Source organism: Sporolactobacillus shoreicorticis (assembly GCF_024125445.1).
Lineage (GTDB): Bacteria > Bacillota > Bacilli > Bacillales > Sporolactobacillaceae > Sporolactobacillus > Sporolactobacillus shoreicorticis.
On record NZ_JAMXWM010000004.1, the window covers coordinates 206,415 to 219,324 of the forward strand.

General features: G+C 43.1%; 10 protein-coding genes and 1 riboswitch. Of the genes, 9 read left to right on the forward strand and 1 reads right to left on the reverse strand.

Going from position 1 to position 12,910, the window contains the following annotated elements:
• Positions 1-29 precede the first annotated feature (29 nt).
• Positions 30-1,688, forward strand: coding sequence for a sensor histidine kinase (locus NIE88_RS05315; protein WP_253059847.1), 1,659 nt, complete (start codon positions 30-32; stop codon positions 1,686-1,688).
• The gene (locus NIE88_RS05320; protein ID WP_253059849.1) at positions 1,688-2,455 is read left to right on the forward strand and encodes a LytR/AlgR family response regulator transcription factor; all 768 of its coding nucleotides are present in this window, start codon (positions 1,688-1,690) and stop codon (positions 2,453-2,455) included. Before NIE88_RS05315 ends, NIE88_RS05320 begins: the two co-directional genes overlap by 1 nt.
• 181 nt (positions 2,456-2,636) lie before the next feature.
• Here NIE88_RS05320 and NIE88_RS05325 read toward each other — a convergent pair whose 3' ends face one another.
• A complete protein-coding gene (locus NIE88_RS05325; RefSeq protein WP_253059851.1) occupies positions 2,637-3,767 on the reverse strand; it encodes a vitamin B12 independent methionine synthase in 1,131 nt (376 codons plus the stop codon).
• Positions 3,768-3,926: 159 nt separating this feature from the next.
• Positions 3,927-4,032, reverse strand: a riboswitch (SAM riboswitch).
• Between the two features lie 406 nt (positions 4,033-4,438).
• On the opposite strand from NIE88_RS05325, the gene NIE88_RS05330 reads away from it, so the two are divergent.
• The 7 genes from NIE88_RS05330 to NIE88_RS05360 all read left to right on the forward strand — a co-directional run bounded on the left by NIE88_RS05330 (position 4,439) and on the right by NIE88_RS05360 (position 12,790).
• Positions 4,439-6,109 carry a peptide ABC transporter substrate-binding protein gene (locus NIE88_RS05330; protein WP_253059853.1) on the forward strand — a complete coding sequence of 557 codons (1,671 nt, stop codon included), beginning with the start codon at positions 4,439-4,441 and terminating at the stop codon, positions 6,107-6,109.
• Between the two features lie 82 nt (positions 6,110-6,191).
• The gene (locus tag NIE88_RS05335) at positions 6,192-7,136 is read left to right on the forward strand and encodes an ABC transporter permease (RefSeq protein WP_253059855.1); all 945 of its coding nucleotides are present in this window, start codon (positions 6,192-6,194) and stop codon (positions 7,134-7,136) included.
• Complete coding sequence (locus NIE88_RS05340) at positions 7,133-8,167, forward strand: ABC transporter permease (RefSeq protein WP_253059857.1); 1,035 nt, start codon at positions 7,133-7,135, stop codon at positions 8,165-8,167. Before NIE88_RS05335 ends, NIE88_RS05340 begins: the two co-directional genes overlap by 4 nt.
• A gap of 4 nt (positions 8,168-8,171) precedes the next feature.
• Positions 8,172-9,224, forward strand: coding sequence for an ABC transporter ATP-binding protein (locus NIE88_RS05345; RefSeq protein WP_253059859.1), 1,053 nt, complete (start codon positions 8,172-8,174; stop codon positions 9,222-9,224).
• A complete protein-coding gene (locus NIE88_RS05350; protein WP_253059861.1) occupies positions 9,217-10,176 on the forward strand; it encodes an ABC transporter ATP-binding protein in 960 nt (319 codons plus the stop codon). Before NIE88_RS05345 ends, NIE88_RS05350 begins: the two co-directional genes overlap by 8 nt.
• A gap of 329 nt (positions 10,177-10,505) precedes the next feature.
• Positions 10,506-11,696 carry a M20 family metallopeptidase gene (locus NIE88_RS05355; protein ID WP_253059863.1) on the forward strand — a complete coding sequence of 397 codons (1,191 nt, stop codon included), beginning with the start codon at positions 10,506-10,508 and terminating at the stop codon, positions 11,694-11,696.
• A 128-nt stretch (positions 11,697-11,824) separates the two neighbouring features.
• Positions 11,825-12,790, forward strand: coding sequence for an aldo/keto reductase (locus NIE88_RS05360; protein ID WP_253059865.1), 966 nt, complete (start codon positions 11,825-11,827; stop codon positions 12,788-12,790).
• The last annotated feature ends 120 nt before the right edge of the window (positions 12,791-12,910 follow it).

The following is a 12,910-nucleotide window of genomic DNA, read 5'->3' on the forward strand; positions in this document are numbered from 1 at the left end:
TACGAGCTGGAAGCGGGTGAAAAACCACGATGACATCATTTGTGACGATGCTGTTTCAATTATTCGAGCGGGCGGCATTATTGATTGTTTTTCTTTTTTTAATCACTCGGATCCCGCGTTTTAAAGAGATCTTGCAGCGCGAAAAGCATTCGCCAACCGAGCTTGCGATTTTGACATCTATTTTTTGCCTGTTTGCCATTTTAAGTACTTATTCAGGGATTCACGTGGAAGGATCACTCGTGAATGTCCGCATCGCAACGATTGTATCAAGTGGCATTCTATTTGGACCGGCGGTCGGCATGATTACGGGTTTCGTTTCCGGTACACACCGCTATTTGATTGATATCGGAGGCGTTTCGGCACTTCCATGCTTTATTACAAGCTCATTTGCCGGAGTTGTTTCGGTATGGATTCATAAAAAGGTAAAGAAATCACAGCGCTGGATCTATGGTATCGCCGGCGGGATGTTCTGCGAACTGTTAACGATGGTGCTCATCCTTTTGATGGCCGGTTCGTTTGAACGCGGCTGGAGTATTGTCTCGCAGATTGCCTTGCCAATGATCTTAGGTGAAGTCAATATCGGTTTCATTGTTCTGCTCGTCATGAGTGTTGAAGGAGAAAAGGAAAAAATCGCTGCGATGCAGGCGAAGCTTTCTCTGGACATCGCTAACAAGACACTTCCTTATTTTCGTTCTGTTAATAAGAATTCTCTGGCAAAAATCTGCAGCATCATTAAACAAGAAATTCATGCGGATGCTGTGGCGATGACGGATAAAGAGACCGTTCTTGCATACGTTGGTTTTGGTGAGGAACGCTACACGGTCGGCAAAAATATCGTCAGCGAATTGACGAAAAAGGTGATTAGGCAAGGCCATATTACCTTCTCAAACGATTCGTCGGAGCATCATCTGCCGCAAATACAATCCGTACTTATTATTCCGTTAAAAGAAAAGGATGAAGTTACAGGGACGCTTAAGACATACTATCGCAAAGCGACAAGAATGACCTATTCTCAGCAGACACTGGCAATCGGTCTTTCACAGATGATCTCCACCTTATTGGAGATTTCCCGAATGGAACAAATCAAAGAGGCGGCGAGCAAGGCAGAACTGCGGGCACTTCAATCCAAGATCAATCCGCATTTTCTTTTTAACGCACTGAACACGATTGCATCTCTGACGCGCAGAGATCCGGGAAAAGCACGTGAATTGATTATCCATTTATCCGGATATATGCGTTCGAATATCGAACGAACAGACGAATTGATTGATATGAATGAGGCCATTCAGCAGGTAAAGGACTATGTCGAAATCGAGCGCGCAAGATTCGGCCACCGACTGGAGGTAGACTATGACCTTGATCCGGTCGATATAAAAATTCCCAGCCTTCTGGTGCAGCCGCTCGTGGAAAATGCGATCAAGCATGGCGCATTGAAAGCGGGGGGCCAAGGCAAGGTTACGATAAGCGTAGAAGCATTGAATCATTGTGTTCGTATTCATGTGAGGGATAACGGACCAGGTATTGATCAGAACACGATTGATCACTTGTATCAAGAGCAAATGCCGGCAAAGAAAATCGGTTTGCTAAACGTTCATCAGCGCGTAAAATTAATTTATGGGAACGGATTGATTATTCGCCATTTGTCGCCCGGTACGGACGTTTACTTCGACATTAAGAAGGTGGATTAATGAAAGCAATTATCGTTGAAGATGAGCAATTAGCGCGTGATGAACTTGAGTTCTTAATCAAGACATACAGTTCAATCGAAATTACAGACTGCTTCGAAGACGGTCTTGATGTGTTGAAATTTTTACAGGAAAATGAGACCGATGCAATTTTTTTGGATATCAATATTCCATCTCTTGACGGTATGCTTTTAGCAAGCAATATCAGCAAGTTCAAACGGAAGCCGTATATTATTTTCACTACGGCTTATAAGGAACATGCGGCAAAAGCCTTTGAACTGGAGGCTTTCGATTATATTTTGAAGCCCTATGATGAAAAGCGGATTGCACCGATGCTGGCCAAACTGGAGACCGCATTTCGGCGTGATCATCAATCGATAGGAAAAATAATTGATCCACGTGATCAAGCAGCCGCACAAGACGAATCAATTCATCCGAGGCGGATCAATCTGCGCCATGATGAGAAAATCATTGTCAAAGATGTTGATGACCTTTATTATGCGGAAGCAAACGAAAAAGTGACGCTGGTGTATACCAACGATCAGCAGTATACAATGCCAATGAGCCTGTCCGAATTTCAGGGGATGCTGCCCCAAAAGTTATTCTTTCGCTGTCATCGCTCCTATACAGTCAATCTGTCCAAAATCCGTGAAATTGTGCCGTGGTTTAATCAGACCTATCTCGTACGTTTGAACGATCTTAAAGCCGAGATTCCGGTCAGCCGAAGTAAAGTAAAGGAGTTTCGACAACGGATGCATTTGGATTTGTAATTAAATACTGCCAAGCGGTCTATTAGAGATAAGCGACATACTGAGAAATGAATTTGTTTTTATCACTGATTATTAGAGAAGTATCTGTTATAAAAAAATCGCTCAGCCGTAACAGGACTGAGCGGTTTTTCTATGTGGACTTGTCTAAGATAAATGCATTTTGATTGCTCCGGAGCGCTGATTAATCGGCGTTTCCCCAGATCTTTTTCGCGGCAGCGACAACCAATTCGATTTTTTTCCATTGCTGTGCTTCGGTAAGTTTATTCCCTTCTTCGGTTGAAGCGAAGCCGCATTGCGTGGACAAACAAAGGTTTTTCAGTGGGACATAGGTTGTTGCTTCTTCGATTCGTTTCTGCAATCCGACTACGGATTCAAGTTCGGGAAATTTAGAGGTTACCAGACCAAGGACAACTTTTTTATTGGAGTCTTCTTTAAATAGCTCACCGAGCGGAGCAAAGTCGCCGGAGCGTTCATTGTCGTATTCAAGAAAATAACCGTCGATATTTAGTCGCGCAAGGTATTTTGCGACCGGTGCATAGCCGCCGGAAAACAGGAATGTAGACCGAAAGTTGCCACGACATATATGGGTCGTTACGGTCAAATCTTCAGGAAGTCGTTTTAAAGCTTCGTTGATTACAGTCACACCGTCTTCAGCAATTTGTTCGTTTTTTGCCTTTTCCTCAGCATTCTTGGCATTTATAATTTGATCGATCAGGAAGGCCCAAGTTGTATCGTCAAGTTGAAGATAACGGCAGCCAAGGTCGTAAAATCGCTGAATCGTCTGATGATAGGCAGTGGCCAAATCTGCTAAGAATGCTTCACGCGTAGCGTAACAATGATCGGCTTCATTGCTGCGATGATCACGGAAATAGAGCGTTGGACTAGGAATTGTCTGCTTGACCAGAATGCCTTCCGGTACGATGCTCTGCATGAATTTAAATGCTTCAAAAAAAGGATGTTCCGGGTTATAGGAAACCTTGTCAACGAAGCGCACGTTTGTATCGCGTGTTTTTGCTCCTTGGAATTTATAACTTGCATTTTGAGAATAGCTTTCGACACCGTTTAATGCGGCAAGAAAGTCAAGATGCCACCAGCTGCGGCGGAATTCTCCATCTGTGACTGCCTTCAGTCCCGATTGAATTTGCTTCTCAACAATTTTTTTTATTTCTTCATTTTCTACTTGAGTTAATGCTGTTTTGTCAATTTCTCCTGAGTCAAATTTCTCCCGAGCCCTTTTCAATTTGGTCGGGCGTAAAAAACTTCCTACTTGGTCGAATCTGAATGGTGCCTGTTTTGCAGCGGTTACTGTCACTTCTGTTGCCTCCTCAAAATAATTTTCTTGTTTAATGATTCTGTTACAACCGCACCGATTGGTGAAGTCGGTCTGTCCGAAGAGATTTCATTGACTCAGCATATTTTCGATGCAAAAAAGCCTTCTTCGAGGGAGAAGAAGGCTGCGCGTTCAAGTCTCTTCTTATCCCTCCGGCACATTTTACCGGCTGGGATTAGCACCTTGTCGCGAAACGACGGTTGCTGAAGCGTCATTGGGCCAGTCCCTCAGCTTCTCTAGATAAGAATCATTTATTAATTATAAGGTTTTAATGTAGTTTACGATAAGTTGCCTATTTATTCAAGAGTTTTCTGTAGCCCTACTCTAAATATAAACGATTGGCGGTCAGCAGCTATTGATACAGTGCATGGAGCCAGTAATTGTTAATAAACGAATATTCACCTTTACTGAAGAAAAATCTAATCTAAATATAATAAAACACATTGACTTACTGTGGATTAATTCTTATACTGTTATCAATGCCGAATAGAGGCAAGTGCAGCAGAGAAACATCAACAATGGGGGGAATTTCTATGATGAAATTGGACAATAAACATCAAGAATGCTGTTGTTGGCATTGACGTCAACTGTATCAGGAGATTCAAAACAGAACAGCAACAGAATAGTTTTTTCAAAAAAGAGAGGTAGAAAACATGGGGAAGATAAAAAGAAAGGTAATGATGCTCGTTGGCGCATTGTTCGTCGTTTCATCATTAGTCGGCTGTGGAGCGAACACAAGTGGAGACGATGCTTCATCAAATAAAAAATCGGCGAGCAATTTGGCCGACAAACAGGTATTGAATTGGATCGCGACTGTCGAACTGCCAACTGCCGATTCAGTGAAAGAATATGACACGGCAAGCTCAGAACAAATTGATATTTTTGCTGAAGGATTGTACAAAATTAACGGGGAAAATGAACCTGTTCCCGCCATTGCCGACGGGCGTCCAAAGGCGACAAATGATAAGAAAACAGAATACACGATTAATATTAAGAAAGGTTTGAAATGGTCTAACGGCGATCCGTTGACGGCAAAGGATTTTGTTTTTGCCTGGCAGCGCTTGTTTGATCCAAAGACGGCGGCACAAAATGCCAGCACATACTTCAATATAAAGAATGCGCAAGCCATCAATGAAGGAAAAAAGGATAAAAGCGAGTTAGGCATTAAAGCACTTTCCGATACAAAGCTTCAGGTCAACTTGGAATATCCGGACGCATATTTTGAAGAAACACTTTCTGATGAGAATCTTTTCCCGCAAAATGAAAAATTCGTAACTGCGAAGGGCGATAAATACGGATCAAGCAGTGAGAATACGTTGAGCAACGGACCATTTGTTCTGACTGACTGGGACGGTACCGGGCTGACATGGAAGTATAAGAAAAACAAAAATTACTGGGATAAGAAAAATATTAAACTAGACCAGATTAATGTACAGGTTGTGAAAGAAACAGCAACCGGTATTAATCTGTATCAAGACGGTACCGTTGACGCCGCGGCACTATCCGGTGACTTTATTAAGCAGTACAAAGATGATCCGGGATATAAGAAAGTTTTAGCACTGCGCGCAACAAATCTTGAGTTAGGGACAAGCTCAAATAAAGATCTGCAAAATGAAAATCTGCGAAAAGCGTTAAGTTTATCGATTGATCGCAATGAACTCGTTAACAATGTGCTTGCAGACGGTTCCAGGGCGGCGACCGGAGCAATTCCAAAGGGCATTGCGAAGAGTCCGAAGGATGGAACAGATTTCGCGGATGCGGCAGGAAACCTAGTGCAGCATGATTCCGCAAAGGCAAAGCAACTATGGAATAAAGCGAAGAAAGAACTTGGCAAGAACAAAGTATCTTTTACCTTATTGACTACTGACGATGATGTCTCTAAGGATGTCGGTGAATACTTGCAGAGTCAAATAGAAACAGCACTTCCAGGAGTAAAGATTAATTTGAGCAACGTTCCTGCAAAGGTCCGTTTCCAGAAAATGATGTCCTATAAGTTTGACTTAGCTCTCGGAGGCTGGACCGGAGACTTTGATCCGGTGAGCTATTTAAATCAGTTCTACTCAACGTTTGAACATAATCACGCCAAATTTAACGATCCTAAATATGATCAGCTGATCGATAAAATTAAAACAAAGGATTTGACCGATCTAAATCATCGATGGGAAGATTTGCTGACAGCTCAAAAGTATTTATTGGATAAACAAGTGGTTATTCCATTAGATCAAGGTGCGGAAAACTACCTGGTGAATACGAAAGTTAAGGGAATCGTAACACATAATCTTGGAGCCCCCCTTGACATAACACGTGCGTATTTTGTGAAATAATGATCGATCATTACAAAAAGGGAGGGGATCTTTTTCTGCCCCTCTCTTTTTTATTGATGTTCTTTGGAGGGAAGGTTTTGGGTTGGCTAAATGGATAAAATTCATAGGTAAAAGAATCATCTACATGCTGGTTACGATTCTATTAATCAGTTCGGTTACTTTTTTTCTCATGCAAAAGCTCCCGGGATCTCCCTATGGAAATGAAGAAAAAATTACTTCCGCTCAGAAAAAAGTGATGAATGAACGCTATGGTTTAGACAAACCGGTTGCCGAGCAGTATCTGCTCTACATGGCCGGTATCGCCCGAGGTGATTTCGGTATATCGCTGCAATTCGGCGATCAGCCGGTGGGAAAAATTATTGCGGCCAGAATTGGTCCGTCTGTTCAACTGGGCATTCAGGCCATTATTTTGGGTACAGTGGTTGGGATCATTCTAGGCATTATTTCAGCCATGTTTCAGAATACATGGATTGATACCTCCACTTCATTGACCGCGATTCTCGGACGCTCCGTTCCTAACTTTGTTTTTGCGGTTCTTTTACAGCTTATTTTCGCCATTCATTTGCAATGGCTGCCGATCGGATTGTGGGATCAGGGATTTTATTCAACCGTTCTTCCAACGATTGCCCTTTCATTCGCTCCAATGGCGGACGCGGCTCGATTTGTTCGAACTGAGATGATCGACGTTTTGCATAGCGATTTTATTGAATTAGCGCGCGCCACTGGAATAGGAGAATGGGAAATAGCCGCGAGACACGGCTTAAGAAATGCGGTCATTCCGCTTATCACGATATTAGGTCCGATGGTTGCCAGCTTGCTGGTCGGTTCTTTAGTCATTGAAAAAATCTTTGCCGTTCCCGGTATTGGTGAGCAATTCATCAAATCAATTCTTTCAAATGATTATTTTACAATCATGGGTCTCACCATTCTCTACTCTGCTTTACTGGTCGCCGTTATCTTGGTTGTTGATATTCTCTATGTATTGATCGATCCGAGGATACGCCTGAGTGAGGGGGATGAAGAATGAGCGAACCTGTACGTCCGATCGAAAAGATCCCTGATCACTATTTCAGACTACATCATTCTGAGAAAGCTTATGAAAACGAAGCAATCCAGACAAAATCGGTTAACTTCTATCAAGACAGCTGGAGAAGATTAAAGAAAAATAAAGGGGCAGTCGCTTCTTTTGTCGTATTGCTTCTTATTTTATTCATTTCAATCGTGTCGGTCTGGATAACGCCGCATGATCCTAATGCTCAGGAAGTCAGATATTCTTTTTTACCGCCCAAAATTCCCGGGGTCTCGATTAATGGATTTAACGGTTATGCGAAACAAGGAGATCGCTGGGTGGATGTGTATCAACAAAAACAGGTGCCTTCCGGAAGCTATTACTATTTAGGTACGGATAAATTCGGCAGGGATCTGCTTTCACGATTGCTTTTTGGAACAAGAATTTCGCTGCTTATCGCCTTTTTCGCCGCTTTTCTTGACCTGACGATCGGTGTGGCCTATGGTCTGACCTCAGGCTGGATTGGCGGCAAGGTTGATACGGTGATGCAGCGCATCCTGGAGATCATCTCAGGCGTGCCGACACTTGTTGTTGTCGTATTGATGCTGCTCGTGTTTCCACCCGGAATTGTATCGATCGTGATGGCGATGGTTCTGGTCGGATGGATCACGATGGCCCGGGTCGTTAGGGGGCAGACATTACAATTAAAAAATCAGGAATTTGTTCTGGCAGCCAAGGTTCTGGGGCAAAGTCCATTGAAAATCGCACTTGGCGAGATCTTTCCTAATCTAAGCAGTGTCATTATTATTCAAACCATGTTCACCATTCCAACTGCCATTTTCTTTGAAGCGTTTTTAAGCTTTATTGGGTTGGGCATGCGCGCACCCAGCGCCTCTTTAGGAACACTGATTAATGACGGATACCAGACATTTCGATTTTATCCGCATTTAATGTGGTATCCGGCGCTCGTCATCAGCTTAATCATGATTTCGTTTAACATTTTCGCTGATGGACTCAGAGACGCTTTTGATCCGAAGATGAAGGGGTAATCCAATGACTGAAAAAATAGTGTCCGTGAAAAATTTACAGGTTTCCTTTGACACATTCTCTGGGAAAGTTCACGCGGTCAGGGGAGTCTCGTTTGATTTATTGCGAGGAGAAACCTTAGCGATTGTAGGAGAATCCGGTTCCGGAAAGTCGGTAACATGCCGAAGCATCATTCGACTGCTTTCAAAAAATGCTTCAATTGACGAAGGAACGATCTTTTATGAAGATGAGGAAATGCTGTTAAAAACACCGAAGGAATTAAGAAAAATTCGTGGGAAAGAAATTTCAATTATTTTTCAAGATCCGATGACCTCGCTTAATCCGACGATGCAAATTGGAAAACAAATTTCCAGACCGATGATCCATCACTTACATCTTTCAAAGAACGAAGCAAAGCGAAGGGCCATTGATTTGTTGGATCTTGTCGGCATCCCGAATAGTGAGGAACGCTACAAAAATTATCCGCATCAGTTTTCAGGAGGTCAGAGGCAGAGAATTGTCATCGCGATTGCGTTAGCCTGCAATCCTAGAGTCTTAATCGCCGATGAACCGACGACGGCTTTGGATGTGACGATTCAGGCGCAAATCATTGAGCTGATGAAAGAAATACAGAAAAAAACAGGAATGTCGATTATTTTTATCACCCATGATTTGGGCGTTGTTGCAAAGGTTGCCGATCGAGTTGCGGTGATGTACGGAGGGAAGATCGTCGAGTTTGGCAAAACTGAAGAAATCTATTATCTGCCGCAGCATCCTTATACATGGGGATTATTACAATCCATTCCATCATTAGAAGAAACAGAGGAAGACTTGTATGCGATTCCCGGCTCGCCGCCTGATTTAATTCATCCGCCCAAAGGAGACGCATTTTATCTAAGAAATCCTTATGCGCTTGAAGTCGATCTTCACTTTGAGCCGCCTCTTTACCAAGTATCGCCGACTCATTACGCGGCAACGTGGTTATTGGACAAGCGGGCTCCTAAAATAGCAGTGCCTGCGTCCATTCAGCGTCGGTATGACATTTATCATCAAAGGCATAAGGAGGGGTACGATGAGTGAACGAAAAAAATTGATTCAGGTAAAGGGATTGCAGAAAATTTATTCCCGCGGTAAAAAAAATGAAGTGAAAGCGATCAATGGTATTAGTTTTGATATATACGAAGGAGAAACATTTGGGCTCGTGGGCGAGTCCGGTTGCGGAAAAACAACAACCGGGAGAAGTATTGTTAACTTGTACCAGCCGACGGCGGGAAAGATCTATTTCGAAGGCAAGGATATTTCACGAATCAAATCAAAAAGAGAACAGTTGGAATTTCATCGAAATGTTCAAATGATTTTTCAAGATCCCTATGCATCACTGAATCCTAAGAAAAAGGTCTTGGATATCATTGGTGCAGGCATCGATATTCACCATCTGGCTAAATCGAAAAAGGATCGAAATGATCAAATCAGAGTGCTATTGGCAACGGTCGGTCTCAATCCGGAACATGCCAACCGCTATCCACATGAGTTCTCCGGCGGACAGCGTCAACGAATCGGTATTGCCAGGGCCTTAGCGGTACGGCCTAAATTGATCGTTTGTGATGAACCGATCTCTGCTCTTGACGTATCCATACAAGCACAAATTGTCAATCTCTTGAAAAAGCTGCAGAAAGAAAAACAGCTTACTTATTTGTTTATCGCCCATGATCTTTCAATGGTGCGGCATATTAGCGACCGAATAGCTGTGATGTATCGCGGCACAATTGTTGAGTCCGGAGATGCCGGTGAAATCTATCATTATCCAATTCATAGTTATACAAAAAGCCTGCTGTCTGCTATTCCGTACGCTGATCCGTATGCGGATAAAAAGCGTTCTCGCATTATTTATCATGTTAACGAAGATGATCTTATCGGCGGAATCCATGAAATAGGAACCAACCATTACATCTTAAGCACGGAAAATCAGATTGAGAATTATAAGGGACAATTAGCGTATGAGAAAACACAAGCAACGAATAACGCTCATTAACTGTTTATTATGGTCACTGCCGATCTTTTATCTTTTCGTTCTGTGGGAAGGCGGCCGTTTTGATATCCTTACCTTATCCAACTCAAGTTTTTTATTGGCGCTTTCGTTAAGTATTATGGCAACGTTTCAATGGCTGATTCGTGAAAGAGTATTTGCATTCTTTATACAGTGCTGTAAACGATTTTTCTTTAAAGGCAGTTGGAAGAATGAGAAACACCAAGAGAAGAAAACGAGAATCAATCATTATTTAGCTTATGAGTTTTTGACTGCGATCATTTACTGCTGTTTCAGCTTTGTGCTTCTTATTTTTTGAACTGGGGTGAGAGACAATGGGTGTAGAAGAATACAAAACGAAAATTAGAGCGATTATTGAACAGAATACAACAGAATATCAGGAAGCATCGCTAGACATTCATCATCATCCGGAAGTAAGCAATCATGAATTTCATTCTTCTGATGTGTTGATTCACCTTTTACAAAAGGGTGGATTTGATGTGAAAAAGGATGTGGCCGGTCATCGCACAGGATTTGACGCGCGCTATAAATCATCCAAACCGGGTCCTACGATTGCTTTTTTGGCTGAATATGACGCGTTACCCGGATTGGGACATGGATGCGGACATAATTTGTTTGGGCCTACTTCCTCTTTGGCAGGAGTCGCTATTCGCTCACTCATTGATGATTTAGGCGGTGAGATCAGGGTATACGGTACTCCGGGAGAGGAAGGCGGAGAAAACGGAAGCGCGAAAGAAAGTTTCGTGAAAAATGGATTTTTCAACGATGTAGATGCTGCATTATGTGTCCATCCGGGATATAAGAATAAGTTGTCTGGGAGTTTACTAGCCAATGATCCGGTTTCTATTGAATTCTTTGGGAAACCTGCTCATGCGGCAGGCGCTCCTGAGAAGGGAATTAACGCGCTGGACGCGATTATTCTAACTTTTAACGGGATCAATGCGCTGCGCCAGCAGTTAAAGGAGGATATCCGAATTCATGGGATCATTACCCACGGCGGCGATGTGCCGAATGTGATACCGGATTATGCGTCGGCAAAGTTCTACCTCCGGGCCGCGACACGTCCGGAACTGGATGAAGTCAAAGAAAAAGTTCTGAATATAGTTAAGGGAGCAGCATTAGCCACTAGTACTACCTATAAGTTCGGTCTTTATCAGAATAAGGTAGATCATATGATTCTCACACCATCGTTTGATCAACTATTTGCAAAGCATTTAGAAGCATTTAAGATTCCCTATGAAAAGGATTCGGGAAAACTAGGTGGATCGAGTGACGTAGGTAATGTCAGCCAGGTGATTCCGACCATTCAACCGACACTATCTATTTCTGATCAACCAATTGGCGGACATACGGTTGCGTTCAAGGAAGCAGCAGCAAGCAAAAAAGGACTCGCTTCAATTCCTCTCGGTGCTCAATTGTTGGCATTAACCGCATTGGACTTATATTTAGATGGAATTTTGCTTGAAAAAATAAAGAAACAGCATGCGGAAAAAGCTGCGCAATGAAGATTAATTGAGATATGTATACGACATGTGATTGGCAAATGAACGGTCGGCTGATCACCGAGGCTGCTTTAAGGTCACAGGCATTGTTTTTTACGATAAAAGTAATCTATAGAGAAGCGGGTGATTTAATGGCAAAGATTCAAATCGGACGGACAGAGTTGAGCGTTAACCCTCTCGGCCTTGGAACCAACAAGATCGGCGGATACAATCTGTTTCCGAATCTGGATGACGAAGTCGGGAAAAAGGTTATTCAGTCAGCGATCGACCATGATGTTGAGCTGATTGATACAGCATTTATGTACGGGCTTGGGCATTCTGAAGAACTGATTGGCGAGGTGCTGCAAAAGAATGACCGGCATAAAGTGGTCGTGGCAACGAAGGGTGCGCAGCAGGTGGCTGCTGATGGAACGGTGACCTTAAACAACACCCCAGAGTTTTTAACTAAATCCGTGGATGAAAGTCTGCAACGTCTGCACACCGACTATTTGGATATCTTTTATATTCACTTCCCCGATCAAGACACGCCCAAGGCTGAAGCTGTCGGCGCGCTGCAACGGTTGAGAGAAGCGGGAAAGCTTCGCGCGATCGGCGTGTCTAACTTTAATTTGGATCAGGTGAAAGAGGCAGATGCAGATGGTTATGTCGACTTGGTGGAGAATCAGTACAATCTGCTTCAGCAAAATGCGGTTAAGGAATTACTACCATATTTAAGTGAACAGCACATCTCATTTGTTCCGTATGAACCGTTCGCTGCTGCTCTTCTGACTGGGCGCTACGCTCCGGACAATCTGCCGCATTTTGAAGAAGGGGATCATCGTTTAAACATTGATCTCTATAAACCGGATCAGCTAAAAGCAAATGTTGCGAAAGTCGAGCAGCTGAAGCCGATCGCTGCGACCTATCATGCGACGGTGGCGCAGATTGTCCTTGCATGGTACATGAAGAATCCGCTGATTGGACCAGTAATTCCAGGCGCGCGTACACCAGAGCAATTGCTTGCAAATGTGCAAAGCGAGGGTCTTCAGCTTAGCGATTCAGATTACAAAATTATCGAACAGATTTTTGTATCATTTTTTGAAAACAGCCGTCAGTGAGACGTTTATCTCACCGATGGCTGTTTTTTCCCACCGGGTAAACGTGTCTTTTCTATATAATTAGTGATCTGTCTTTCCAAAAAAGGAAGGACAGACATAAAAATATAGAAAAGGAGCTGT

Coding starts and splice junctions, on each gene's coding strand:
- NIE88_RS05315 (WP_253059847.1), top strand. CDS start 30: ATGACATCATTTGTGACGATGCTGTTTCAATTATTCGAGCGGGCGGCA.
- NIE88_RS05320 (WP_253059849.1), top strand. CDS start 1,688: ATGAAAGCAATTATCGTTGAAGATGAGCAATTAGCGCGTGATGAACTT.
- NIE88_RS05330 (WP_253059853.1), top strand. CDS start 4,439: ATGGGGAAGATAAAAAGAAAGGTAATGATGCTCGTTGGCGCATTGTTC.
- NIE88_RS05340 (WP_253059857.1), top strand. CDS start 7,133: ATGAGCGAACCTGTACGTCCGATCGAAAAGATCCCTGATCACTATTTC.
- NIE88_RS05345 (WP_253059859.1), top strand. CDS start 8,172: ATGACTGAAAAAATAGTGTCCGTGAAAAATTTACAGGTTTCCTTTGAC.
- NIE88_RS05350 (WP_253059861.1), top strand. CDS start 9,217: ATGAGTGAACGAAAAAAATTGATTCAGGTAAAGGGATTGCAGAAAATT.
- NIE88_RS05355 (WP_253059863.1), top strand. CDS start 10,506: ATGGGTGTAGAAGAATACAAAACGAAAATTAGAGCGATTATTGAACAG.
- NIE88_RS05360 (WP_253059865.1), top strand. CDS start 11,825: ATGGCAAAGATTCAAATCGGACGGACAGAGTTGAGCGTTAACCCTCTC.